The 26,421-nt window shown below is 40.7% G+C and carries 18 protein-coding genes and 2 pseudogenes; 16 read left to right on the plus strand and 4 right to left on the minus strand.

Annotated features, from left to right (window positions below; translation table 11 throughout):
* Window positions 1–63 precede the first annotated feature (63 nt).
* The 4 genes and pseudogenes from pheT to H6G92_RS12795 form a co-directional block, all read right to left on the minus strand.
* Window positions 64–2,514: a phenylalanine--tRNA ligase subunit beta gene (gene pheT / locus H6G92_RS12780; RefSeq protein WP_190894047.1), complete on the minus strand. Its 2,451-nt coding sequence runs from the start codon at window positions 2,512–2,514 to the stop codon at window positions 64–66.
* Window positions 2,515–2,812: 298 nt separating this feature from the next.
* Window positions 2,813–3,001: a hypothetical protein gene (locus H6G92_RS12785; protein ID WP_190894048.1), complete on the minus strand. Its 189-nt coding sequence runs from the start codon at window positions 2,999–3,001 to the stop codon at window positions 2,813–2,815.
* A gap of 14 nt (window positions 3,002–3,015) precedes the next feature.
* Window positions 3,016–3,108 (minus strand): annotated as a pseudogene (locus tag H6G92_RS41315) (type II toxin-antitoxin system VapB family antitoxin); the annotation flags it as partial.
* A 146-nt stretch (window positions 3,109–3,254) separates the two neighbouring features.
* Entirely contained in the window at window positions 3,255–4,661 is a 1,407-nt protein-coding gene (locus H6G92_RS12795) for a response regulator (RefSeq protein WP_190894049.1), read from the minus strand.
* A 738-nt stretch (window positions 4,662–5,399) separates the two neighbouring features.
* Here H6G92_RS12795 and H6G92_RS12800 point away from each other — a divergent pair.
* From H6G92_RS12800 to hepA, 16 genes and pseudogenes are all read left to right on the plus strand, one after another.
* Entirely contained in the window at window positions 5,400–6,074 is a 675-nt protein-coding gene (locus tag H6G92_RS12800) for a vWA domain-containing protein (protein ID WP_190894050.1), read from the plus strand.
* A gap of 50 nt (window positions 6,075–6,124) precedes the next feature.
* Window positions 6,125–6,907, plus strand: a complete 783-nt coding sequence (locus tag H6G92_RS12805; RefSeq protein WP_190894051.1) for a PP2C family serine/threonine-protein phosphatase — start codon at window positions 6,125–6,127, stop codon at window positions 6,905–6,907.
* Window positions 6,908–6,963: 56 nt separating this feature from the next.
* The gene (locus H6G92_RS12810) at window positions 6,964–9,132 is read left to right on the plus strand and encodes a tetratricopeptide repeat protein (protein WP_190894052.1); all 2,169 of its coding nucleotides are present in this window, start codon (window positions 6,964–6,966) and stop codon (window positions 9,130–9,132) included.
* A 328-nt stretch (window positions 9,133–9,460) separates the two neighbouring features.
* Window positions 9,461–10,234 (plus strand): glucose-1-phosphate cytidylyltransferase, encoded by a 774-nt coding sequence (gene rfbF / locus H6G92_RS12815; protein ID WP_190894053.1) that lies wholly within the window; start codon window positions 9,461–9,463, stop codon window positions 10,232–10,234.
* Window positions 10,235–10,343: 109 nt separating this feature from the next.
* Window positions 10,344–11,558: an L-2-hydroxyglutarate oxidase gene (lhgO, locus tag H6G92_RS12820; RefSeq protein ID WP_190894054.1), complete on the plus strand. Its 1,215-nt coding sequence runs from the start codon at window positions 10,344–10,346 to the stop codon at window positions 11,556–11,558.
* Window positions 11,559–12,017: 459 nt separating this feature from the next.
* Complete coding sequence (locus tag H6G92_RS12825; RefSeq protein ID WP_190894055.1) at window positions 12,018–13,046, plus strand: NAD-dependent epimerase/dehydratase family protein; 1,029 nt, start codon at window positions 12,018–12,020, stop codon at window positions 13,044–13,046.
* A gap of 283 nt (window positions 13,047–13,329) precedes the next feature.
* Window positions 13,330–13,629 (plus strand): annotated as a pseudogene (locus H6G92_RS39375) (methyltransferase C-terminal domain-containing protein); the annotation flags it as partial.
* A gap of 229 nt (window positions 13,630–13,858) precedes the next feature.
* A complete protein-coding gene (locus H6G92_RS12835; protein WP_190894056.1) occupies window positions 13,859–14,866 on the plus strand; it encodes a glycosyltransferase family 2 protein in 1,008 nt (335 codons plus the stop codon).
* A 50-nt stretch (window positions 14,867–14,916) separates the two neighbouring features.
* Window positions 14,917–15,771 (plus strand): phytanoyl-CoA dioxygenase, encoded by an 855-nt coding sequence (locus H6G92_RS12840; protein ID WP_190894057.1) that lies wholly within the window; start codon window positions 14,917–14,919, stop codon window positions 15,769–15,771.
* Window positions 15,772–15,881: 110 nt separating this feature from the next.
* A complete protein-coding gene (rfbC, locus tag H6G92_RS12845) occupies window positions 15,882–16,430 on the plus strand; it encodes a dTDP-4-dehydrorhamnose 3,5-epimerase (protein WP_190894058.1) in 549 nt (182 codons plus the stop codon).
* 56 nt (window positions 16,431–16,486) lie between these two features.
* The gene (locus H6G92_RS12850) at window positions 16,487–17,743 is read left to right on the plus strand and encodes a glycosyltransferase (RefSeq protein WP_190894059.1); all 1,257 of its coding nucleotides are present in this window, start codon (window positions 16,487–16,489) and stop codon (window positions 17,741–17,743) included.
* A 110-nt stretch (window positions 17,744–17,853) separates the two neighbouring features.
* Window positions 17,854–19,167, plus strand: coding sequence for an NAD(P)H-dependent oxidoreductase (locus H6G92_RS12855; RefSeq protein ID WP_190894060.1), 1,314 nt, complete (start codon window positions 17,854–17,856; stop codon window positions 19,165–19,167).
* Window positions 19,168–19,460: 293 nt separating this feature from the next.
* Window positions 19,461–20,561: a glycosyltransferase gene (locus H6G92_RS12860; RefSeq protein WP_190894061.1), complete on the plus strand. Its 1,101-nt coding sequence runs from the start codon at window positions 19,461–19,463 to the stop codon at window positions 20,559–20,561.
* 180 nt (window positions 20,562–20,741) lie between these two features.
* Entirely contained in the window at window positions 20,742–22,970 is a 2,229-nt protein-coding gene (locus tag H6G92_RS12865) for a GumC family protein (protein ID WP_190894062.1), read from the plus strand.
* Between the two features lie 722 nt (window positions 22,971–23,692).
* Window positions 23,693–24,397 carry a heterocyst development glycosyltransferase HepC gene (gene hepC / locus H6G92_RS12870; RefSeq protein WP_190894063.1) on the plus strand — a complete coding sequence of 235 codons (705 nt, stop codon included), beginning with the start codon at window positions 23,693–23,695 and terminating at the stop codon, window positions 24,395–24,397.
* A 103-nt stretch (window positions 24,398–24,500) separates the two neighbouring features.
* Entirely contained in the window at window positions 24,501–26,342 is a 1,842-nt protein-coding gene (gene hepA / locus H6G92_RS12875) for a heterocyst formation ABC transporter subunit HepA (protein ID WP_190894064.1), read from the plus strand.
* The last annotated feature ends 79 nt before the right edge of the window (window positions 26,343–26,421 follow it).

Here is a 26,421-nt window from a genome sequence, read left to right on the forward strand (position 1 = left end):
CCCTATTTGCCAACAGCATCCGTAAAAGTTGTCGGGGATCTGGGCACCAACTTTATATAACTTCTAACTTCTCAAATTGACGCCGAATTTTTCCACCAAAGCTTCGCGGACTTTATTGTGTACTGGTTCAACTTCAGCCTCAGTCAAAGTGCGATCGCTAGCCCGATAAATTAAGCGGAATGCTAAACTCCGCTGTCCTTCGGGGACATTTTCGCCCCGATATTCATCAAATAATTCCACAGATTCGAGCAAATCTTTGCCCGCTTTGGTAATTACTTTTTCAATTTCGGAAACTGAGATTTTCACGGGTGCGAAAAAGGCGATATCGCGATCGCTAGCTGGATAGGTAGAATATGGCTGGAATGTAGGAACGAGAATTTCGTCTTGTCCTAGAGATTCTAAAAGCACATCTAGATCCAACTGGAAAACATAAACGGAATCTGGTAAACCCTTTTCTCGTCGCAGTTGGGGATGGAGTTGTCCAAAAATACCCAGTCTGTTACCCCGAATCCATAGGGAAGCGGTGCGTCCTGGATGTAAGCGCTCGTCGCGGCGATCGGGTTGGAATTCTACCTGCAAGGCAAGTTGCCGAAATACACTTTCTAAAATGCCTTTGGCTTCAAACCAGGTGATGGGTTGTTCGCGTCCACTTTTTGACCATTTACCAACGGTGCGATCGCCTCCCATAATCCCCGCAAGGGCTTCTGTTTCTTGCAAACCGTCTTCTCCTTGCCAGAAAATTTGCCCGATTTCAAAGCCGTTGAGGGCACCATTACCTTGCTCTAAATTGTATTGAAAGGCATCAATCAACCCAGCAATCAAATCGTTTCGCAGCGCTGAATATTCGGCAAATAAGGGATTTGACAGTACTATCTCTCTGTCTTCTCCTGGTTTGACTAAAGAATAGTGAATTAATTCTGTTAACCCTTCAGCCCGCAGGAAAGCTCGTAATTTGCGAATCAATTCCTCGTCTAAAGGCAGATAGCCAGCTTCCGCTTTTTCTGGTAAGGTATCGCAGAATTTGTTGTAGCCATAGAGACGGGCAATTTCTTCAATTAAATCAATTTCTCGCTCTAAGTCACGGTAACGATAGGGTGGGACAGAAACTGACCATGTAGGTTGATGGTTAGTATCTTTTTCTGAAGAAGTCAATTGACATCCCAATGCAGTCAGGATGCGTTCAACATCTTGTTCTTGGAGTTCACCTGTATCCTCTCCCAAATCGATTGGCCCTAATATTTGATTAACTCGGTCTAAACGCAGTGCGATAGAACGACTCCAGGTAGATGGGTCGGGGCGAGTGTCGGCAACTTCCTGCTGGACAAGAATTCCACTAGCTAATTCGCTAATTAAGGATAAGGCACGGCGATTAGCTATTTCCAACTCAGCCCGGTTAACTCCCCGTTCATATCTCCCAGAAGCCTCACTTCTTAAACCTGCACTCCGGGAAGAACGGCGAATTGCTACGGAATCAAATAAAGCTGCTTCTAAAACTAAGCTTTGAGTCCCTTCATGGACTTCTGTTTCTTCTCCACCCATGACTCCCGCCAGTGCAACGGGTCTGTCGTTAGCGGTGATTAACAAATTTTGGGATGCTAGGGTGCGAGTTTGTCCATCAAGAGTTTTGAGGGATTCTCCATTATTGGCGAAACGAACGCCGATGGTTAAATTTTCACTACTTGCAACTGATTTTAAGCGATCGCGGTCAAAGGCGTGCAGTGGTTGTCCCCATTCCAACAAAACGTAGTTAGTAATATCAACAACATTACTTATAGGACGTACCCCAGCAGCGCGCAAACGCTGTTGCAGCCATTCAGGAGATGGAGCAATTTTTACCTGTTCAATTACCGTACCGATGTATGCAGGACAAGCTTGGGTATCGGCAATTTTTAAAGCTAAATTTCCGGCATTTTTGGGAATAGAAACTTCACCAGGTTCAGGAATGCTCAACTTTCCACCAGTTAAAGCTGCTACTTCCCGTGCTACGCCTACCATACTCAGAGCATCAGCGCGATTAGCAGTTGCGGTGAGGTCTAAAATTACATCATCTAGACCCAACAACGGCCGCACATCACTACCCAATGGTAAATTTTCCTGAGAGAAAATATGAATTCCGTCTACATCGGTGGGCAAACCGAGTTCCTTTAAAGAACAAATCATGCCCTGAGATGGGACACCACGCAGTTTTGCAGGTTTAATTTTTAAATCGATGTTGGGTAAGTAAGTACCCGTAGTTGCTACAGGCACATATATATCTGCCTTCACATTGGCAGCGCCACAGACAATATTTAAAGTCTCACCTGCACCAATATCTACTTGGCAAACACTCAATTTATCGGCGTTGGGGTGGGGTTGACGCTCAAGCACTTTCCCTACAACCACGCCATTTGCCCAAGTGCGGCGGTCTTCAATATCTTCTACCTCAAACCCCGCCATTGTCAGGGTTTCGGCTAACTCTTCTGGACTAAGTTTTATCTCTACTAGTTCGCGCAGCCAATTTAGAGAAATACGCATGGAGTGTGCTTGTTTTAGGAATCGTCTTTTGCTCTTATTTTAGGGTGCCTACTAGCGATCGATGGCTACTCGTCCCGCAAGGCGTACCCTTTCACTTGAACAATCCTACTACGTTAGACTGGCAGAACAATATCGGTTTTTTACTTTATCTTTACATTTTTTGCGATCGCCCCTAGTAAGCCGATGTACGTCTAGGCAATCTTAGAAGTTTAAGCGATCTAGATATTTGTGATTGTTGGAAACTTAAAGAACTACCAGAAACTATCGCCAAGTTGAAATATCTTAAAAAACTACAAATTCAGGGTTGTATAAGTAGTCTTGGTTCTTTTGATAAACTTCCTGATACTATTGGACAACTTAAATCTTTGACCACTGGACCATCAGTAATTAATTCTCGCAACACTACAACATGGGATGAGTCGTCAACTTTATAATTATTGCGTCTGAGAGCTAAAGACCAGACTGAAGTATCAACAATGACTTTCATCCACTGCGGCGCTGTTACTTGTAGTCATAATCATCCTCGTATTCAATCGTACCAAATAGCTCCAGAATTTTCAGTTGCTTTCGACGCTGTACATACTCTCGTAATGCCTCTTCAACAACAGCATCCTTGGATGGATGACCACCAAGTTCGAGTAGCTCTTCTTAATTAGGTTGTCGTCAATTTTTAGATTAGTAGTCATGTGTAGATTATTGCATAAAGTAATGTACAGAAAAAACTCATTGGAGTGGTTAATTTAAGTCAAATGCATGAAGACTATTTTCAATAATTCGGCGCGGGTAAACGGTTTAGTGAGATATCCAGATGCCCCAACTAATTTTGCTTTTACTTTGTCTACAATCCCTTTATTACCAGTGACAAAGATGATAGGAGTCTTCTGAAATATAGAATTATTTCGTATAATCCGACACAACTCATAACCATCAATTCCTAGCATGTTTAAATCCAACAAAATTAAGTCTGGTTTGTGCCTTATAATTGACAAAACGGCTTTGACTGGATCGTTAATAGTCACTACAGAAAAATTTTCATTTTCTAAGAAATGGCTAATTTCTTTGAGAATTGTGGGGCTATCATCCACAGAAACGATTTTGTGGACTTTTTGTGGCGTTACAGTAGCAGCCGTTACTTTTTGGGAAGCAGGATTTATGTTATTTGATATTGTTGGTTCCTGAAAGTTCTCTTTTGGAGGAGCAGAAATCTGTGGTAATCGCTGAACAGGAGCTATATTCTCTTCAGAAATATTTGGGTAAGAGTTGACGCTGGTACTTAATTTTTCTTTGGTGTCAACTAACCCCAGAACCAATTTTGAGAAAAGTGTAGGCGTAGCCGGTCGTAGACATCGCTCTTCAAATATCTTTGGTAATCTATCAAATGGTGGATCAGGTTCATGCAAGATAATCGCACCCTTAAGTATGTAAGGGTATAAATTGCGAGCCAGTTGGATTTCATCTTGATTCAAAATGGTAGCCAGATGACACAGGCTGAAACCCTTCATCCAATTAGTTAAATCTGGTTGAAGTTTTGGTAAATCTTCTTCCTCAATTTTGCTGTTAATCAACAGATATGGACGTTGATATTGAGAAGAAATTTGGGGAACAAAAGCCTGCCAATTTTGTAATCTTACTTGGCATCGTTCTAGAATTTTTTCTACATCTAACCGACAAATTTTTGGCATTCTATTAACTGGTTCTGTTAATTCATAAGTACCTTCTCTAATTAGCAAAAATGATTCAATTACCTCTTTAACTAATTCTTGAATCAGCACTGCTGCTTGGGTAGAATGTAGATGTTTTTGGCTAATAAGCCAGGATATAGCCTGATACTCAGGAGGGTGGCTTCTCGAATTGCTGTCATGTTCGATTAATTGACTGTGTGAGTCGGGTTCAAACATCAGACGTACTTGAGCACGAACATCATTGGTAAGCAGCGGTATTTGATGGCTGAGACGACGCAAATGGCGTTCTAATCGATCAAAGGGTTCCACTGAATGGGTAGCGTAAGTTATTTTGCCCTGTTCTAAGTAAATCGACCAAGAAACTGAGTTACTCAATGCTTCTAAACAAGTACTGTCGGAACAATTGGATAACTGTCTTAACAAACTTAGAGGACGTAGTTTTGTGAATGCACCTGAGTTATTCATATTTTTCAAGTTTTTTACGGAATCAACAACCGAACATTTGTAGATTGAAAATATCAGCTATGAGTATTCTTTTTTTTGTAATATTTCTCTACGTACAAATTATTTATTTTAAAATATGTATTTTTATAAAAAATTATAAGTTTTACAAATAATTTGTTACATTTGGCACATTCTACTTAATTTATCTCAAACAAAAAGCAGTTGAGTATGAATAAAGGCAAACACTTATCATAGCTAGATTATCACTAGATGTTGGTTAATTCTGGATTTTACCCACTACTGACAACTATTGGCTAATGACGTTTATTTATGCCCACTCACTTAAAAAGGCAAATTTGATTCTAAGTTCGCGCAATTACACTGGTATACTTCTAGAGCCAATGAGCTTAATTATGGTTAATAACTTTTCTGTAAAGGAACGATTCTCCTACATAAAATCTTTAAAAACTTATCTAGGAAAGTTTACGTATTTATTGTACTGTAGGTTTAATGGATATAAATTTTTGGTAGATACATTACAACAGGTAATACTGGGTTTTGATAAACTCTTTTTTGCTAAACTAAGCTGTACTCAAGTTTTTCTTAAATATATAGAGAACTTCATGAAAATAATTTGTTTAATAAAGATTAGAGCATCTACCAATAGATACTATATTCTATAGTCGTCTCGGCGACTGGAATTATATACTCTGAGAAAAGGGAAATAAAGCTTTGGACTTTAACATAACACAAAAAGTTATGCATGATACATTAAGACTTGATGAAGTAGTAGAATTTGCTGAGAATCCAGAACCACGTTGTCCTTGTGTACTCTTACTAGACACATCTGGCTCGATGCAAGGAGACCCAATTGAGGCTTTAAATCAGGGTTTACTAAGTTTAAAGGATGAATTAGTCAAAAATTCCTTAGCTGCAAGACGAGTGGAAGTGGCGATCGTCACTTTTGATAGTAATATCAATGTAGTGCAAGACTTTGTAACTGCCGATCAATTCAATCCGCCAATTTTGACAGCCCAGGGTTTAACTACAATGGGTGCAGGAATTCATAAAGCTTTAGACATAATTCAAGAGCGGAAATCTCAGTATCGTGCCAATGGGATTGCTTACTATCGTCCTTGGGTATTCATGATTACCGATGGAGAACCGCAAGGCGAGTTAGAACATGTAGTAGAGCAAGCATCCCAGCGCCTACAGGGAGATGAAGCCAATAAGCGGGTAGCATTTTTTACAGTAGGTGTAGAAAATGCGAACATGACGCGTTTAAATCAAATAACTGTGCGTACCCCTCTGAAGCTCAAAGGATTAAATTTTATCGAGATGTTTGTCTGGCTATCAACTAGTATGTCAGCTGTTTCCCATTCGCAGGTGGACGAACAGGTAGCACTACCGCCAATTGGTTGGGGGACTGTTTAATTAAAAATCGCAGCTTGATGTCTACGCAGCTAGCTGCTGGAAAAAAATCTATGAACATATCAAAACAGATTGCTCAATGGCGGATTGTGGCTGCGTCTGTGTGTGGTACAAGTCACTTAAAAAACAATCAATTATGTCAGGATGCTCATCACTGGCAGATATTATCAGATAATGTTTTAGTGGCAGCCGCAGCAGATGGCGCGGGTTCTGCTAGCCTTGGGAAAGTGGGAGCGATGGTTGCTGTAGAGACAGCAATAGAAAACATTTCCACCAAAGGACTTAGCCGAAAAACTTTGACTGATGATGCCTATGTGCGATCGCTCTTAAATGATGCCATACTAGCTGCCAAAAAAGCTGTGGAGGAGGAGGCGGCTACTTGTGACAAACAGCCTCAAGATTTAGCAACTACCTTAATCATGATGGTCGCCACACCAGAAGTTGTAGCTGTGGTGCAAATAGGTGATGGTTTGGCAGTGGCAAAAGATGGCATGGGCAATCTCCTCGCACTTACTATACCTGACAGCGGCGAATACATCAACGAAACCACTTTTTTAACTTCTCCTACTGCCTTAGATACAGCGCAGATGAGAATCTGGCGCACAGACATAGTAAACGTTGGCATCATTACTGACGGATTACAAATGCTGGCTTTGAATATGGTTGTTGGCGAACCTCATAAACCCTTCTTTTTTCCGCTGTTTGAATTTGTAGCTAATGCCGAGGATAAAACAGAAGCAAAGGATCAGTTGGTAAAATTTTTACGCTCAGAGCGGATTACACAACGCACTGATGATGATTTGACACTCATTATAGCTGCATTCAACAACTCATAAGCAAAGAATCTACAGGTTTCACATCTTAAATAACTCCCGTTAGCGGTAATTTCATTATGCAGGTACTACGTTGTTCCCCCAGAAAAGAAATCCTCAGCCTCAATGTCAGTTTGGGGCGTGGCGGTGAAGCTTGTGTTTATGCAGTGCCATCCGATAACAACTTGGTGGCAAAGATTTACCACAAGCCAACCACTGCCCATGCTGATAAACTCCAGGCGATGCTTGCCAACCCGCCAGAAAACCCGACGGCGAGTTTAGGGCATATCTCTATCGCTTGGCCAGAGGATTTATTACGGGCGGCAGATGGCAAAAATAGCATCCTGGGCTTTTTGATGCCACGCATTGAGGGGATGCGTCCAATCATCGACTTTTACAACCCCAGAACCCGTCGCCAACACTGCCCCCTATTCAACTATCAGTACCTGCTCCGCACCGCTCGTAACTTGGCGGCGGCTTTTGCTGCTTTACACACTAGTGGATATTGCATTGGTGATGTGAACGAGTCAAATATCCTCGTCAGTGACACAGCACTGGTGACTTTGATAGACACAGACTCTTTCCAAGTACTTGACCCCAACAGCAATGTTGTTTACCGCTGCCCAGTGGGTAAACCAGAGTTTACTCCACCAGAACTACAGAATAAAACTTTTGCCCAGCACGATCGCGAAATTTCTCACGACTTATTTGGGTTAGCGGTGCTGGTATTTCAACTCCTAATGGAAGGCACTCACCCATTTTCGGGGATTTTTCAAGGCGCTATTGAGCCACCGCCTTATGAAGCCCGCATTGCATCGGGTCATTTCACTTACAGCCAAAAGCGTTACGTACCCTACCTTCCTACACCCATTGCACCCCCTTGGGAAATTCTTCATCCCAGCCTCCAAGAACTATTTGTCCGTTGTTTTGAAGAGGGTCACAACAACCCACAGCTGCGCCCCAGTGCTCAGACTTGGCTCTCAGCAATCGCTGAAGCCGAAGATTCCCTGATTACCTGCACGACAAATCCCCAACATCGCTACAACAACCACATGCGTAGCTGTCCGTGGTGTGAACGGACTGTGCGATTAGGCGGACGCGACCCCTTCCCATCACATCGGGCTATAGAAGCTAGAGAACATCTCCAACCACGAGTCAAAGCGAAAAAGCGCTACAACCAGACACCGCATTTTCCACAGCGAACCATGTCACCGCACTTAACTAATTATTGGCAGCCAACAATTACCCCAAGCGGTGCATCTTATAAACCTTCCAAAAAGTCAAAGTTGTACCCGATTATTTGTTGTTTGTTGGGTTTTGGTTTGTTGGGATATGCGGACGTAATGATTAAATTTACTCAGCCGTTGGTTTCCCAAAATGCTTACACTCAACAAACGCTGAAGTCTCGCCAGACAAATAACAAACTCAGCTTCGCTGATTACTATCAGCAAGGTTATACTGCTTACAAAGACCGAGATTATGAAAAAGCAATTGCCAGCTTTACCGGAGCAATTGAACAAGTACCGACACATGCCAGAGCGATTGTAAATCGTGGCAATGCCCGCTATAACCTCAAAGACTACGAAGGAGCAGTTGCGGATTATAGCCAAGCTCTCAAAATCAAGCCCAATCAAATTAAAGCTCTGGTGAATCGGGGTAATGCCCGCTATATGCTTGCCGAATATAGTAACGATCCCGATCTAGAGTATAACCTAGCGATCGCAGACTATAATCGGGCTATTGGTCTGGATGCTAATGAAATTGAAGCTTATATCAGACGGGGGATTGTCCGCAGCCAAATGGCTAAATATAGCGGTGAATCTCAACAAGCTTACAAAAGAGCGATCGCAGATTTTACTCAAGCCATAAAACGTAATGTATCCAAAGCAGAAGCTTACTTTCAGCGGGGTGTTGTCTATTATCAAATTGCTCAATATAGCAGCAATTATGAGCAAGAATATAAACAAGCGATCGCTGACTTTAACCAAGCATTAACTATCAGCCCTAAGCTAGCAAAAGCATATCTCAAACGAGGTATGGTTCGCTATGAATTAGCACAATATGGCGGTAGTGAATCGAACAAAAACCAGACGAAAGCTGTCGAAGATATACAGGCATCTGCCAAAATCTTTCTTGAGCAAGATGATATGGATAATTATCAGCAAGCACTCAGTAACATGTGTGTAGTAGTAGAAAACAAATGTGACCCTTTATTCCACAGTTCAAGTAATTTGGAAAAAACTAACTAAAAACAAGTAAGTTTTGTCACTTACATAATTATTGGTTTGGATTTCAAAAATCAAGCCTAGCTAGGGTTAGCTGACGCTAACCCTAGTTATTTATTAGGTAACATTTTTATTTAATACAATAATTTATTTTCCTATTTTTAGATATTCATCGAGCTTTTATATAGAAAATATTTTAATTTATATTTCCTTCATAATTTTGCCCAAAATAATAGTTAGATTATTGACGGAGAAAAAGAAAACAGAAATCAATTTTTCTCTATCTAAGTGCATCCTCTTCATGTCGATAAAGTCAAATAATAATATCCCTACAAATCTCCGAGGTAATTGCATGAAAGCGGTGATTTTGGCTGGAGGGCTTGGTACACGCCTCAGTGAAGAAACTAGTATCAGACCCAAGCCGATGGTTGAGATTGGTGGTAAGCCCATTCTCTGGCACATAATGAAAACTTACTCTGCTCACGGAATTAATGACTTCATTATTTGTTGCGGTTACAAAGGTTACATAATTAAGGAGTATTTTGCTAACTACTTCTTACACATGTCAGATGTTACCTTTGACATGCGATTTAACCAGATGAACGTGCATTCTGGTTATGCTGAACCTTGGCGTGTCACCTTAGTAAACACAGGTGATAATACCATGACAGGTGGACGCTTAAAGCGAATCAGCGAACATCTCGGTAATGAAACTTTTTGCTTTACTTATGGTGATGGTGTCAGTAATATTAATATCACCGAGCTAGTTAACTTTCATAAAGAACAAAAGACCTTAGGAACCCTCACAGCCGTTCAACCAGCCGGACGTTTTGGCGCCATTTCCTTAGGATATGAGCAAACTAAAATTACCAGCTTTCGGGAGAAACCTGAAGGTGATGGAGCTTGGATTAATGGTGGTTATTTTGTGCTAGAACCAGAAGTAATCAATTTGATTTCTGATGACTCTACTGTGTGGGAGCAAGGGCCATTAGAAAAGCTAGCTGATATGGAACAGCTATCTGCTTTTAAACATGATGGTTTTTGGCAACCGATGGATACTTTACGCGATAAAAACTACCTAGAGGGGCTATGGAAAAGCACTCAAGCCCCTTGGAAGGTATGGTAGAAAGGGAGTTATGAGTTATGAGTTATGAGTTATGAGTTGAAACTCCTCACTTCTAATTATTAACTCCTGACTTTATAGATTTACTGTAATTTCAAGTACAATAATACTAATGTATGATTTTGCGATTATAGGTGGGGGAATAGTTGGACTCTCTACAGCGTTGGCTTTAGGAAAACGCTATCCCAATGCTCGTATTTTAGTACTAGAAAAAGAGAGTCAATGGGCATTTCACCAAACCGGCAATAATAGCGGGGTGATTCATTCTGGTATTTACTACAAGCCAGGGAGTTTCAAAGCTAAATTTTGTCGTGACGGTTCTCGCTCAATGGTGGAATTCTGCCAAGAGCATGGAATTGAGCACGAAGTTTGTGGAAAAGTAATTGTTGCAACTGAAGAGCAAGAGCTACCACGCCTAGAAAATCTCTACAAACGCGGCTTAGAAAATGGCATAGAAGTTAAGAGAATCAGCCCCGAAGAAGTCAGGGAAATTGAACCTCACGTAAAATGTGTAGGTGGACTTCGGGTATTCTCAACTGGTATTGTTAATTACAAGCAAGTTTGTTTGAAATATGCCCAGCTAATTCAACAGCAGGGTGGAGATTTACACCTCAATACAAAAGTTCTGAAAATCTCTCCAAGTGGTAAAAACCAGGTACTGCAAACAAACAAGGGTAGCTTTGAAACCCGCTTTGTAATTAATTGTACGGGATTGCATAGCGATCGCACCGCCAAACTAGGTCAAGTTGAACCCCAAGCCAAAATCGTCCCATTCCGGGGAGAATACTACGAACTCACCCCAGAAAAACGTTATCTGGTCAAGACACTAATTTACCCAGTACCCAATCCAGATTTTCCCTTCCTGGGTGTTCACTTTACCCGGATGATTGATGGTAGCGTCCATGCAGGGCCAAACGCGGTTCTGTCGCTCAAACGCGAAGGTTACAAAAAAACCGACTTTGACTTACGGGATTTTCTGGAAGTCATCACCTATCCTGGTTTCTGGAAGTTAGCAGCCAAACACGCTGATGAAGGCATACAAGAAATCATTCGTTCCTTGAGTAAAGCAGCCTTCACCAGAAGTTTGCAAAAATTAATTCCCGAAGTCCAAGCAGAAGACTTAGTTCCCACTCATGCAGGAGTCCGTGCTCAAGCCTTAATGAATGATGGCAAGCTTGTAGACGACTTTTTGATCGTTTCCGGTCAAAACTCCATTCATGTTTGCAATGCTCCTTCTCCTGCTGCTACATCTTCTCTAGAAATTGGCAAAGCGCTTGTGGCAGAAATTCCCCAACTTTCGCATCTAGATAATGTAGTCACTGCATAGATATCATAGTTGTTCTTTCCGGGACTGCTGAATTAAGGCATGAATCTTGTATAGTAGGCATCTTTGTCTGCTGGAAATGCAAGGGACGGGTAAGATACCCATTCCACAAGAAAAAAGTGTAATGCATCAATTAAGAACCGCTATAGAGTGCTGCTACCCAATAGGTAAGCCTGCAAAGGTTTTAGTAACTACATAATGACTGCTAGCCAAGTTACTATATGGCGTTTCTCGGTTAAGTCAAATAGAAACCTAACCCCCAACCCCTTCCCTACAAGGGAAAGGGAGTAAGATTCAAAGCCTCTCTCCTAAGAGGAGAGAGGTTTGGAGAGAGGTCAAGTTATTGCATACAAACGAAAAATATAGCGGTTCCCTTCTAGATGCTACACGCTGTAGGGCACATATCTGTGCGCCCCAAATAAACGAAAAATTTAACTCATCAATACAAAGGCATTAACCACAATGAAAATATTAGTAACTGGTACAGAAGGCTATCTAGGTTCGTTATTACCACCTCTGTTAATTGAACGGGGACATGAAGTTATTGGTCTAGATACCGGTTTTTATAAAGTTGGTTGGCTATACAACGCTAATGGGGTGACACCAAAAACCCTCAACAAAGATATCCGCAACATCACCCCTGATGATTTGGAAGGTGTTGAAGCAATAGTTCACATGGCGGAACTCTCCAACGACCCAGCCGGACAATTAGCGCCGAATATTACCTACGAAATTAATCATGTCGGTTCAGTTCGTCTGGCTAGTCTGGCTAAGGCTATGGGTGTGCGCCGTTTTGTATATATGTCTTCGTGCAGCGTTTACGGTGTTGCTACCGCAGGTGATGTCACAGAAGAATCTCCAATTAATCCCCAAACAGCCTACGCAGAATGCAAAACTCTCGTAGAACGAGATGTCAGACCACTCGCTGATGATGACTTCTCTCCCACCTTTATGCGGAATGCCACTGCCTTTGGTGCTTCTCCTAGGATGCGCTTTGATATTGTTTTAAACAACTTAGCAGGGTTGGCATGGACTAGCAAACAAATCAAAATGACTAGTGATGGTACACCCTGGCGGCCATTAGTCCACGCACTGGATATTTGCAAAGCAATAGTCTGCGCTTTGGAAGCACCACGAGACATTGTACATAACCAAATTTTCAATGTGGGAGACACAGCAAACAACTATCGCGTCAAAGAAATCGCGGAAATTATTGCTGATATTTTCCCAGATTGCAAATTGTCCTTTGGTGACAACGGCTCAGATAACCGCAGCTATCGGGTATCCTTCGAGAAAATCAACACAATTCTACCCGGATTTAAATGTGATTGGAATGCCCGACTTGGTGCCCAGCAGTTATTTGATTTATTCAGTCAAATACAAATGGCTGAAGATACTTTCTTGTTTAGAGGATTTACCCGCTTAAAACAACTAGAGTATTTGATTCGTACCGAACAAATTGACAAAGATTTTTTCTGGAATAAAAAGTAGCTAGTTAGCCTAGCAGCAGCGGACAAATAATCTAAGCTTCCGAATCAACACTACTTGATTCGGGCTTATATCATCTCTCAAATTATTTACAATTAGTGAGTTGAAGTTTATGGCGATCGCAAAATGTCGTTTTATAAGAATTTATGCCAAACATGACCATGCTGTTAATCCCAGTATCAGCGACAAAGTTGGACATCGCAAATAAACAGAAATCGCTGCTGGACTACATCGGATAGAGACTTACATTACATTTGTAGAAAAAGTCAAATAAACAAAGCATAAGCTATTAACTTTCCTCATAAATACGAAAGTAGAAGGGAAATCAATCGTTGGTTATGGCGCACCAGCCAAAGGCAACACATTGCTCAATTACTGTGGGATTGGTAAAGATTTTATCGATTACACAGTAGATTGCAATCCCTACAAGCAAGGCTTATTTTTACCTGTGACTCATATTTTCATATTCGAACCAGATGAAATCCGCGAAACCAAACCAGATTATGTTCTAATTTTACTTTGGAATCTCAAGGAAGAAATTATGGAACAAATGGCATTTATTGGCGAGTGGGGTGGACAGTTTTGAGTGCCAATTCCTGAAGTTAAGACTTATCTATCTCCTATTCCGGATCGGGTTTTAATAGTGTCGTAATTACTAACTATAAACAAGAAGTATGCCTGTTATTACTATTTCATTTTTTCATTATAATAACGGGAAATATTGAAGTATCTTACAAATAAAAAACATCCAAAAAATAGCTTATTAATTACTAAGCTGCTGTTAGCACCCTCTTAAATACAAATTAGAACTTAATATGAATAAACTGCTGACAATTGCCATTCCTACATTTAATCGTGCCCAGCTTCTAGATAAACAACTTACTTGGTTAGCTCAAGCTATTAAAGGTTTTGAAGATGACTGTGAAATTTTAGTTTCTGATAATTGTTCAACTGATAATACTCAAGAGGTGATCCAAAAATGGCAATCAACACTTAGCAATATCACATTTAATTCTAATAAAAATCCTAAAAATTTAGGCGTTGTCAAAAATATTATGTATTGCCTAAATTCTGCAACAACAAAATATGTTTGGACAATTGGTGATGATGACCCCATTCAAGATAGAGCCATTGCTTATGTGATTAGCAAACTCAAGCAACATGAAGATTTATCATTATTGTTCCTCAATTTTTCTGGTCGGAACCAAATTACTGGTGAACCAGTTCATCCACCAAAAATTATTGGTAATCGTTGGTTTGATGTTGAAAGTGAAGATGGTAATGGTGATGGTAAAACTATATTTGAGCATTGCTTTTCAAAAAGTGTTGGTGCAGTTATTTTCCTGACTGCTACAATCTACCGCACTGATTTAGTAAAACGCGCTCTACAAAGTTGGCGAGATGCTGAAAATAACTGGATATCTTTAGCATATTTAGCCGGTTATTGTGCTGCTAATGGCAGTGTAATTGTCACTAAAGAAACTTATTTAGAATGTGTTGTTGGTGTGAGTTATTGGCAGAAAGAACCAAAATCTGCACTGTTAATGCAGTACAAACACATACCTGAAGTGATTTTGAAACTGGAAGAGAATGGATATTCTAAGCAGTTTTGTAGACGGATGCTGTTGCAGAACTGTAAAGAAGTGAACTTGAGAGTTTTCTTAGGTGCTTTAAGAAGATGGCCTATGTCTGCCATCAAGACAGTAGTTCCATTTTTGGCTTTAGTCAGCTTGTGTGCTTTTGACGTAATGGTTTCTAAAGAGTTCGGGTTAGCAGAATCAAGTGAAATATCTACTCAAGAAGTGCGGAGTTATAAGCCATAAACTACTAAATTACTGATAAATATATATCGATACTAAAAAGGATGAACAACATGTTTAATGCAGCAATTAAACGCAAAATATTTACACTGTCTTCTGACTTTGAATATTACGTAGCCCGTTGGAAACATAGCAGAAATTTGCCAGCATTGGAAGGATGCGATCGCAACATCCTTAATGCTCTCAAAAAAGACGGCGTTTACGTCACAACACTGGCAGATTTAGGGCTAAACTCTACCTCAGAACTGCTCAAAGCTGCTTACCATCAATTGTCTCAGATGGAAAATCCCAACAACGACCATCTAGATGAAAGGTTGCCACAAATTTACACAGTTACAGGTCTACCAGAATTTTATGCTTGGGGGATAGAGAAAAGGCTGGTCAACATCATCGAAAATTATATCGGTCTTCCTATAGCTTTTCATGGTGTACATTTACGCAAAGATTTCAAGAGCAAACATCAGTTTGGGACGCTACTATGGCATAGCGATGCAGAAGACCGCCGCATTATCAAAATCTTTATTTACTTGAATGATGTAGAACAAAAAACTGGGCCTTTTGAATATATCCCCCGCTCTTTAACTTCCTTATTTAGTTGGAACTATTTTCGACTCTATTACAAACTTTGGAAATCCGGGTATATGGGTATCGATGATGAACAAATAAAATCAATCATCCCGAAATCAGCTTGGAAATCTTGTCCAGGCCCAGCAGGTACAGTCATTATTGTAGATACGAAAAATGCTTTGCATCATGGCACAATCCGCACAGAAGACAGGTCAACACTATTCTTTTGTTACACCGCTAATCCCCCTGAAAGACCAGACCTTTGTACCCAATACTGGGATGATACATATCCCAGAGCAGAGTTCACTTCTTCATCAGATGCAGTTAAAATTCCGACTTAGTGCCCTTTTTTAGGTTATTAAATCTACGTTCATTACTGTTATTTTCTGACCCTAGCGACAAATAGTTAGCAAATATTTTCTTTAGTCAACATTTATCTCAAAGGAATCACATGATTTTCACCGAAACCACACTCAAAGATGCATTCATTATTGACTTGGAAGAAAAGCCCGACCACCGTGGTTTTTTTGCTCGATCTTTCTGCGCTCAAGAATTTGAGGCACACGGATTAAAGCCAACAGTCGCCCAATGTAACCTATCTTTTAACTACAAAAAAGGCACTATCCGGGGAATGCACTATCAAATTCTGCCAGCCGCAGAAACGAAATTAATTCGCTGTACTAAAGGTGCTATTTATGACGTAATTATTGATATGCGTCCTGAATCTCCTACCTTTTTATCACACATTGGTGTAGAACTAACTCCAGAAAACCGCCGTGCTTTGTATGTTCCAGAAATGTTTGCTCACGGCTATCAAGCACTCACAGATGAGACTGAAGTCGTATATCAAGTGGGTGAATTTTACACGCCAGGGTATGAAAGAGGTTTACGTTATGATGACCCATTCTTTGACATTAATTGGCCTCTAGATGTAACTGAGATTTCCGAGAAAGATTTAAATTGGCCTTTGTTGAGAATGATGACTGTTGGAGCAAAATAGCTGTTTTAAGCTGGTAAGTACTCTCTGTTTAACTTCCCAATTACAAGAGGTATCAAATGCCAAATAATACTCTAACCCATCTAAGCAATTCTATCAATTCGTTGTTCAAAAAAGTAGCAACTCGCATTGATTATATCAAAGGCTTAAAAGTTGTTTCACTCAAACCAAATCAGCCTTCTAGAGGTAATGTACTTTTTTCTTACCGGACTGAGCCATTCCTTTTAAAACCTGGTCAGTCCATACCCCATGACCACACTTCCTACTGGGAAGTTTGGCGGATGGTGCAAACATTTTTGGATCTTGGTTATAGCGTTGATGTTATTCAGTTTTACAATGATGAATTCATTCCTGAAAAAGATTATGCATTTTTCATTGATGTCCGTCATCGGATGCAAGAATTAGCACCAAAACTCAATAAAGATTGTGTGAAAATTTTTCACGTTGACATTGCTAATATGGTGTTTCGTAATGTGGCTGAATGCAATAGACATTTAGAACTACAACAACGGCGGGGTATTACTCTTTGTCCACAGCGATATGAAGTGCCTAATTTGGGAATTGAATATGCAGATTATGGCGTAGTTTTAGGCAATGAATTTACCATCAATACCTTTAAATACGCGAATAAACCAATTTATCGTGTGCCGCTTTCTAATCCTACTGTCTATCCTTGGCCAGAACGAAAGGATTTTGAAGCCGTAAGAAAGCATTACTTATGGTTTGGTAGTCACGGGTTTGTTCACAAAGGGCTTGATTTAGTTTTAGAAGCTTTTGCACAAATGCCAGATTTCCATTTAACAGTTTGCGGCCCAATTCATAAGGAACCAGAATTTGAAAAAGCTTTTCATCAAGAGCTTTATGAAACACCAAATATACATACTTATGGTTGGATTGATGTTATCAGCCCTGAGTTTATAGAAGTTACCAATAATTGTATTGGTACTGTGTTTGTTTCAGCAGCAGAAGGTGGAGCCGGCAGCGTTATCACTTGTATGCATACAGGGTTAATCCCGATAGTCAATTACGAATCTAGTGTTGATGTGCATGAGGATTTCGGTGTGCTATTAAAGAATTCTTCGATCGCAGAAATTAAATCGGCAGTGAGAAGAATTTCTAATTTGCCTCTAGAAGACCTCAACAGTATGTCTCGGAAGGCGTGGGAACATGTAAGAGCAAATCATACTAAAGAAAACTTTGCTAAAGTTTACCGAAATACTATAGAGCAAATTATCGAGAACCACAGCCAGAAAAAACAGACATCTAGCAAACAACTGGTTAGTAGCGATCCCTCCGGCGGGCTACGCCTACGCTAACACCAATTAACTATGAAAATGTACTTAATATTTAGTTGTAAAAAATTATTAAGTGCAAGTTTATAGAGGATTTGTATCACAACCAACAGTTCTAAAAAGGAGTTTAGTTCATGATTATTATCGATCGCGCCTTACGAGCTAGGTCAGCAGCAGGAAATCCTATCAAAGTAGGAATGATCGGTGCTGGTTTCATGGGTCGAGGAATTGCCAACCAAATTGTCAATTCAGTGCCAGGAATGGAGTTAGTTGCTATCTCCAATCGCAAGATTGACGCAGCCAAGCAAGCTTATTCGGAAGCAGGAATTGAAGATATTCAAGTTGTTGCAACTGTCAGCGAATTAGAAGATGCGATCGCTAACGGTAAGTATGCAGTCACAGAAGACGCTAAGTTACTGTGTCGGGCAGAGGGCATCGATGCATTAATCGAAGTCACAGGTGCAGTGGAATTTGGCGCTCAGATCGTTATGGAAGCGATCGCCCACCGCAAACATGTGATCATGATGAATGCCGAACTCGACGGCACCATTGGCCCCATCTTGAAAGTGTATGCCGACAAAGCTGGCGTTATTCTCAGCGCTTGCGATGGCGATCAGCCAGGGGTGCAAATGAACCTTTACCGCTTTGTCAAAAGCATTGGTCTAACTCCCTTATTGTGCGGTAACATTAAAGGACTCCAAGACCCCTATCGCAATCCCACCACCCAGGAAGGATTTGCTAAACGTTGGGGTCAAAAGCCCCACATGGTGGCTAGCTTCGCCGACGGAACCAAAATTTCTTTCGAGCAAGCGATCGTAGCCAATGCCACAGGGATGAAAGTCGCCAAACGGGGAATGTTGGGATATGACTTCAACGGTTCTGTCGATGAAATGACCCAGTTATATGATGTAGAACAACTCAAAGAACTGGGCGGTATTGTCGATTATGTAGTTGGAGCAAAACCAGGCCCTGGCGTATATGTATTTGCCACTCACGACGACCCCAAGCAACGCCACTATCTCAACTTATACAAATTAGGCGAAGGCCCACTTTACAGCTTCTATACTCCTTATCACCTCTGTCATTTTGAAGTTCCCCTGTCCGTAGCGCGTGCTGTCCTATTCGGTGATGCCGTTATGTCTCCACTAGCAGGCCCGCTAGTAGATGTTGTTACCACTGCCAAAATCGACCTGAAAGCAGGAGAAACCTTAGATGGCATCGGCTATTACATGACCTACGGACAATGTGAAAATTCCGATATTGTCCAACAGCAAAATCTCCTACCAATTGGTTTAGCCGAAGGATGTCGCCTGAAACGGGATATTACTAAGGATCAAGTCCTCACTTATGAGGATGTAGAATTACCTGAAGGCAGACTTTGCGACCAACTACGAACTGAGCAAAACAACTATTTCGCCTCAGAAAAAATCTTGGTAGCAGTTGGGTAATATGATATCCAGTTAATCAAGCTGAATAAAAAATGTTCGTAGTAAGGACTTTAGTCCTAGCTTTGGGGACTGAAGTCCCCACTACAAACTGTTTATTATGGGTGATTTGGCGGACATCATATAATAGCTACAAATGAATTGGCTGTAGGGGCGTACAGCTGTACGCCCCTACGTATTTGTAGCCAGAATTTCGTGAAGAGGATAAGAAGTTATACTGCTGAATACTAAAGTTGTTGATAATAATTTGCTGGGGAGCGTTGAAACAAACCTGATCGAAACCTTAGGTTAAATTCATGAAAATTGCTCTAGTCCACGATTATTTAACCCAGCGAGGTGGGGCAGAGCGTGTGTTTGAACTGCTTTGTAAGCGCTATCCCGAAGCAGATATTTTCACATCTCTGTACGATCCACAAAAAACTATCGATCTAGGCGATCGCGTAGTCAATACAACCTTTTTGCAAAAGATTCCTGGTGCAGCAAAATATTTTAGGTCAATGGCTCCTCTATATTTTCCTGCCTTTCGTGCCTTGGATCTACAAGACTACGATCTAATTATTAGTAGTAGCACCAGCTTTGCCAAAGCAGTGCGAAAAAATCCCAATGCCCGCCACATTTGCTTTTGCCATAATGTCACCCGTTTCTTATGGGATACGGCAACTTATTTAAGAGAGTACGGAGACTATAGATATTTTGCTCCTTTAATTGAACAAGTATTTCAAGTAATGAGAAAGGTAGACCTGAAATATGCACAGGAACCTGACCTTTACATTGCAAATTCTAGTGTTGTTGCCCGCCGTATTGAAAATATTTATGGCAAAAAGGCAATGATGGTGAACTATCCAATTGATACTAGTAAATTTCTTTTTTCAGATATAAAAGATGAATATTATCTGGCCTCCGCCCGGATGATCAGTTATAAGCGACTTGATATAATAATCGAAGCTTTTAATTGGTTGGGGTGGCGGTTATTAATATCTGGTGATGGGCCAGAACAAGCACGGTTAAAATCTAAAGCATTACAAAATATTGAATTCTTGGGACACGTAAGTGATAGAACCCGCAAAGACTTGTTTTCCAAAGCCAAGTCTATTATTGTCGCAGCCCTAGAAGACTACGGATTAGTTCCAGTAGAGGCTAATGCTAGCGGCACACCAGTCATCGCCTATGGAGCAGGTGGAGTATTAGATACTCAAATACCAGGTGAAACAGGAGTCTTTTTCAAAAGACAAACACCCGAATCTCTACAAATTGCATTACTAGAAGCCAATGGCATCTCTTGGGATTACGATCGCATCCGTAATCATGCAGTAGCAAACTTTTCAGAGAATGCCTTCTTTAGTAAAGTTGAGCAAATTATTAACCAAGCTTGTGGTGTGCATCAAATATTAATTTGATTTCCTAATCTTTTTTCACTATTAAGATTACCTATTTCTTTTTCTCTCTCCTCCTTGGCATCCTTCTCTTCACCCCTTTTACGTGTTCGCGTAGGTTTCGGAGGAAAGGTGGTTCGTAAAAAGAATAGGTATTATTCGGGATATCTCTTAGCGTAAGTCTTGAAGACAAGGATAATAAAAGTGGTTCAAACTAGTCTAAATCCTCATTTAACTCCAGCTTCTGAAACTGAACCAAGCTACGGACAATTGTTTGCCGTATTTGTGCGAAGATTTCCTTGGTTCCTAGCAGTATTAATTACTTCTATTGCTATTGCAGGCATGGTAACTTTTAGAACAAAGCCTACTTATAAAAGTTCGATGCAATTGCTAGTAGAACCTAACTATCAAGGTAAAAAAGAAGGCGCGGGGTTAGACAACCAGTTCACTGACTCTAATGTTGTGATAGATACTGCGACTCAGCTTAACTTGATGCAGAGTTCGGGACTCATCCAAAAAGCAGTTGATAAACTTCAGTCTGATTATCCAGATATAAGTGCAGGTGAAATTAAAGCTTCTTTGGTCTTAACTCAATTAAGGAGCAAAGAAGACAATGTTGCGACTAAAATTTTTCAAGTTGAATACACCGCTGGAGATCCAGAAAAGACACAAAAAGTTCTGGGTGCAATTCGACAAGTTTATGTGGAATATAACAAACAACAACAGAGTTCGCGGTTACAAAAAGGTCTGCAAATTATCAGGGAACAGTTAAGTAAAGCCAGTGAAGAAGTAAACGCGGCTGAGACAAATTTACAAAGGTTTCGCAGAAATCAGAACTTAATTGATCCAGAGTCACAGGCCAAAGCTATTGAGACAGCTTTGAATAATATTGCCCAAGAAAGGCAGACAACTCGTGCTCAATATGGGGAAGCCTTAGCACGCCAAAAATCTTTAGAAGAACAACTTAACCGTTCTCCCCAAAATGCTCTAGTTGCTTCTCGTCTGAGTCAATCTACTCGTTATCAAAGCTTACTGAACGAAATCCAAAAAACAGAACTGGCGCTAGCACAGGAACGCTTACGCTTTACAGATCAAACTCCGAGTGTGCAAAAGCTCAAAGAACAGCTTCAGGGCCAGAAGGAATTATTGCAACAAGAAGTAGGAAGAACTTTAGGCGGAAAGTCTGCTGGTGCATTCACTTCTAAAGATTCCCTTCTCGAACGAGGACAGCTTGGTGAAATTGATCTTAGCCTTGCTGGTCAGCTAGTGGAAACGCAGACCAATATAGTTGCTTTAACTGCTCGCGATCAAACTTTAGTGCAGAAAGAAAACGAGTTACGTTTTGAAATCAAACGCTTTCCGCCTTTGTTAGCTTATTACAATCGGATGCTACCGCAATTGCAATTTAGCCGTGAAAGGTTAGAGCAGCTTTTAAGAGCAGAACAGCAATTGCGGCAAGAACTTTCCAAGGGTGGATTTAATTGGGAAGTTGTGGAAGAACCTCAAAAAGGTGGACAATTAGGCCCCAATCTTCAACAGAACTTGCTTTTAGGTGCTGTGGTTGGGTTTATGTTAGGAGGCATTGCTGCCTTTATTCGAGAATCGGCTGATGATGCAGTTCACACCACTGCTGAGTTAGAGAAGCAAATGGCTATGCCGTTGTTAGGAACAACTCCCAAATTACCGCCAGCAAAACCCAGAGAATCAATGATCAAGTTGCCTTTTGGTAAGCCAGAAGTTCTTGCCCCTTGGACAATTCAGGTACTGCAATCTCCACCACGTTGGGAATCACTGGATCTGATTTACAAAAACATTGAACTTTTAAATACTGTTGCTAACTTGAAATCTTTGATGATCACCTCAGCTTTACCCGATGAGGGTAAGTCAGCTTTGGCGTTGGGTCTGGCAATGAGTGCTGCCCGTTTACACAAAAGAGTACTGCTGATTGATGCCAACTTACGTGATCCCAGTTTGCACGAACAGCTGAATCTTCCTAATGAACAGGGGCTTTCAACTCTATTGGCTAGTGATGCAACTCTACCGAACCAGATTAGTCTTCAATACTCAGGTTCTGCCTACATCGATATTTTAACCGCTGGTCCAAAACCTGCTGACCCAGCTAATCTGTTGAGTTCCCCTCGGATGATGCAATTAATGGCAGCATTTGAGGAAAACTATGATTTGGTACTCATAGATGCTCCCCCAGTTCTCGGCTTGGTGGATGCCATGCTCACCGCATCATCTTGTCGTAGCGTGGTTATGGTGGCAAGCATTGGTATTGTGACGCGAAGCCAGCTTAATCAAGCTACAGCCATGCTGAGTAAGTTAAATCTGATTGGGGTTGTAGCTAATGGGGTATCAAACTCTAGCAGTAATTACGTACCTTATATCAAACAACAGCAATTAGCCTTGCGACAAGCTGTAGAAAAGTAGTTCGTAATTCGTAAGGGTTTTAGATATTTCTTTCTCGTTTCTAGCCTCTGGCTGGAAATACATTCAAAGCGGCTCTGGCGCGAGTAAGGGAGGCGGAAGGCGGAGCCTCTAGGAGGCATTCCCAGTCTGAGACTGGGAACGAGGTAAAGACTGATTTAGGTAGGGGCAATTCATGAATTGCCCCTACATTTTTATGAACAAAATTTAATTTTATTGCTATCAGGAAAATTTCAGTATATTTATACTATCTTTATGGGTTGTCAGAGAAATCACTGGCTCTTTAAAGAGTAAATAAAGAATTTATTTAAGCGATCGCTATTTCTACATAGTCTTATATTCTAGAGATTAAAGCACCTTCATAAAGGCTAGAAAACAACAGTGGACTGGTTTTGTTAAATATATCGACACAATAAACACCTCAGTGCAATTAAACGTAGATATAGATTCATGGGTAATTTCCCTCTACACTTTTTTACTTTCAGTAATTACCGGAAAAATACTGATTGCCCATGAATATTGATAGTAACGTTGATTTGTACACCTCTACACCAGCAGAATTCTGGACGATGTGTGCTTGGCTGAGTGGCAAATAGCAATAACATATTTTGCCCTCAATTATCTCCAACTTTTTGGAGTGACAACAAGATTCGGATTTGGGTCTTTGGCATTGATAGCCTTTGATAACGCCTCAGCAATTCACTCCTGTATAAACCCAAAGAGATATGACAACTTCAATAATTCCAACTCTACAGAGTTTATATGATGTAACCCAGGAACACCAGGATAATCGCTGCACACTTCAGTGGCGACGGGGTAAACTGTTGGTGAAGTCGCCTGGACAAGTGAAACAACCATATCTGCCTTCATTAAATAGTAAGCGATCGCTAGTAGAATGTTTACAACATTCTCCTGTAAGTTTGGTAAGCATAGATCCAAAATTGGGTGAAGCTTTGCTTAGGTTTTGGGCAGATGCATGTGAAGAAGCAGATAAGCCTATGTTCCTAAGCATACCCGCTAGCAAGAAACTGCCTAACCAACCCTTACAGCGACTAATTGATTGGATTGCGGCTTTCGTATTAATGCTATTAGCAAGCCCAGTCATGTTGGTATTGATTGTATTAATGCAGGTTTACTCGCCAGGATCACTTTTTTGTCGTGAGTGGCGTGTTGGAGAACGGGGTAAACTCTTTCGGACAACGAGGTTTTGCACGCACAACATTACACCGCTAGGGCGTTGGATGGGTAATTACAATCTTGATAATTTGCCACAGTTATTTAACGTGCTGCGGGGTGACATGAGTTTGACCGGATCTCGTTGTTGGACTTTAGAAGATGCAGTACAGCTAAATAAACTACCAGAAATTACAGCTTCGTGGGAAGTAGAAGCAGAGCCTCATCTGTTACATCTAGATAGCCAAACACTGTAATTTATCTGTGCGGTAATTGATAATTTCATCTACCGCACTGAGACTTGGTTACGTAGCATCTATAGCGGTCTATCTACCTTGCCAAACTATTATTATAAAATCCATGCATTTCCAACTTCCTCAAAAACTCCGCAGTCTGCTTAAAGCTACCAGCTTCTGGCAGGACAACTATTTGATATTGCGAGAATTTAAACACTTTCGCAAGATTGTAATTTTAGCTCTGACATTCTCGATTCTGGCGGCAACTTTTGAAGGTGTAAGTATTGGTTTTTTACTTTCATTTTTGCAAAGCTTAACTAGTCCTAATGCTCAACCTGTTCAAACAGGAATAGAATGGTTTGATAATTTAGTATTGGGAGCTAATACATCGGCTATTAATCGTCTGTACCGAGTATCTTCGCTGATTTTATTGAGTACTTGGTTACGTGTTATCTTCAATTACTTTGGACAAGTCTATACTGAATTATCTCAACTTCATTTTGGCGATCGCTTACGTAAGCAAATTTTTGAACAGTTACAATCCTTATCGTTAAGTTACTTTGCCAAAACCCGTTCTGGGGAACTAATTAACACAATAACCACAGAAATTGAAAGGATAAGGCAGGGTTTCAGTGGCGCAGCCTTTTTAGTAACTAGGGGAATAACAACTCTTGTCTACTTAATATCAATGTTCTTGATATCATGGCAACTGACTGTGATTTCAGCATTATTATTTACCCTATTAGGTGTAGGTTTATCTAATCTGAATGCCAGAGTTAGAGAATCAAGTTTTGGCATGACAACTGCTAATGCTAATTTTACATCAACAGCCATAGAATTTATTAATGGCATTCGCACAGTTCATTCCTGTGGTACTCAAGAATTTGAGCGCCAGCGTTATTACAAAGCTAGCGATAAGGTAGTAAGTACTACAACTAAAGTTGTATTTACTTGGACGCTTGTCAAGCCAATTGCTGAAGGGGTAGCTACTACAGTGTTGGTCGGAATGATTATTTTGGCATTCACTAGCTTGGTTACTAATGGAACGCTACAAGTTGCTTCTTTGCTAACCTTTTTCTTTGTGCTATTTCGCTTCATCCCATTTGTTCAAGATATTAATGGCACGAGAGCATTTCTCAGTACTCTACATGGCTCGGCAGACAACATTAAAAACTTGCTAAAAACTGATGATAAAAATTATTTTCAGAATGGCAAACTTGAGTTTAAAGCTTTAGAAAGAGCAATAAATTTAGTATCTGTAGATTTTGGCTACGATGACAAAAATATAGTGTTGCACAATATTACCCTAACCATTGAAAAGGGAAAAATGACTGCATTAGTCGGAGCCTCTGGTGCTGGTAAAACAACTCTTGCTGATTTAATCCCCCGATTTTACAATGCTACAGAGGGAAATATTTATATTGATGAAATTGATATCCGGCTGTTTGAAATCAACTCTCTACGTCGTCAAATAGCTGTCGTCAGCCAAGATACTTTTATCTTCAACACTGATGTTTGGCAAAATATTGCTTATGGCACTCCACAAGCCACTAATGAGCAAATTCAAGAAGCTGCTAAACTAGCGAATGCGCTGGAGTTTATTTTAGAAATGCCCGAAGGTTTTAATACCCAATTGGGAGATCGGGGTGTTAGATTATCTGGAGGACAAAGACAGCGAATTGCGATCGCACGAGCGCTACTACGAAACCCAGAAATTCTGATTTTGGATGAAGCAACTAGCGCCTTAGATTCTGTATCCGAACGCTTAATTCAAGATTCATTAGAAAAGCTATCTGTTGGTAGAACAGTAATTGCGATCGCTCACCGTCTTTCTACTATTGCTAAAGCCGATAAAGTCGTAGTTCTGGAAGCAGGGCGAATAGTAGAACAGGGCAAATATCAAGAATTGCTCGGACGACAAGGCAAGCTTTGGGAATATCACCAGATGCAATACTATAATTCGTAGTTCGTAATGACGCTCCTGCGGACGCTCGAGTACTCGCTACCGCTTCGCTAACGCTAACGTAATTCGTAATTTATATTTC

The sequence above is a fragment of the Nostoc foliaceum FACHB-393 genome, assembly GCF_014698505.1.
GTDB lineage: Bacteria > Cyanobacteriota > Cyanobacteriia > Cyanobacteriales > Nostocaceae > Nostoc > Nostoc foliaceum_A.

What these genes read in the sequence shown, in the direction of transcription:
- pheT (WP_190894047.1), bottom strand. Translation starts at nt 2,514, where the DNA reads ATGCGTATTTCTCTAAATTGGCTGCGCGAACTAGTAGAGATAAAACTT.
- H6G92_RS12785 (WP_190894048.1), bottom strand. Translation starts at nt 3,001, where the DNA reads ATGAAAGTCATTGTTGATACTTCAGTCTGGTCTTTAGCTCTCAGACGC.
- H6G92_RS12795 (WP_190894049.1), bottom strand. Translation starts at nt 4,661, where the DNA reads ATGAATAACTCAGGTGCATTCACAAAACTACGTCCTCTAAGTTTGTTA.
- H6G92_RS12800 (WP_190894050.1), top strand. Translation starts at nt 5,400, where the DNA reads ATGCATGATACATTAAGACTTGATGAAGTAGTAGAATTTGCTGAGAAT.
- H6G92_RS12805 (WP_190894051.1), top strand. Translation starts at nt 6,125, where the DNA reads ATGAACATATCAAAACAGATTGCTCAATGGCGGATTGTGGCTGCGTCT.
- H6G92_RS12810 (WP_190894052.1), top strand. Translation starts at nt 6,964, where the DNA reads ATGCAGGTACTACGTTGTTCCCCCAGAAAAGAAATCCTCAGCCTCAAT.
- rfbF (WP_190894053.1), top strand. Translation starts at nt 9,461, where the DNA reads ATGAAAGCGGTGATTTTGGCTGGAGGGCTTGGTACACGCCTCAGTGAA.
- lhgO (WP_190894054.1), top strand. Translation starts at nt 10,344, where the DNA reads ATGTATGATTTTGCGATTATAGGTGGGGGAATAGTTGGACTCTCTACA.
- H6G92_RS12825 (WP_190894055.1), top strand. Translation starts at nt 12,018, where the DNA reads ATGAAAATATTAGTAACTGGTACAGAAGGCTATCTAGGTTCGTTATTA.
- H6G92_RS12835 (WP_190894056.1), top strand. Translation starts at nt 13,859, where the DNA reads ATGAATAAACTGCTGACAATTGCCATTCCTACATTTAATCGTGCCCAG.
- H6G92_RS12840 (WP_190894057.1), top strand. Translation starts at nt 14,917, where the DNA reads ATGTTTAATGCAGCAATTAAACGCAAAATATTTACACTGTCTTCTGAC.
- rfbC (WP_190894058.1), top strand. Translation starts at nt 15,882, where the DNA reads ATGATTTTCACCGAAACCACACTCAAAGATGCATTCATTATTGACTTG.
- H6G92_RS12850 (WP_190894059.1), top strand. Translation starts at nt 16,487, where the DNA reads ATGCCAAATAATACTCTAACCCATCTAAGCAATTCTATCAATTCGTTG.
- H6G92_RS12855 (WP_190894060.1), top strand. Translation starts at nt 17,854, where the DNA reads ATGATTATTATCGATCGCGCCTTACGAGCTAGGTCAGCAGCAGGAAAT.
- H6G92_RS12860 (WP_190894061.1), top strand. Translation starts at nt 19,461, where the DNA reads ATGAAAATTGCTCTAGTCCACGATTATTTAACCCAGCGAGGTGGGGCA.
- hepC (WP_190894063.1), top strand. Translation starts at nt 23,693, where the DNA reads ATGACAACTTCAATAATTCCAACTCTACAGAGTTTATATGATGTAACC.
- hepA (WP_190894064.1), top strand. Translation starts at nt 24,501, where the DNA reads ATGCATTTCCAACTTCCTCAAAAACTCCGCAGTCTGCTTAAAGCTACC.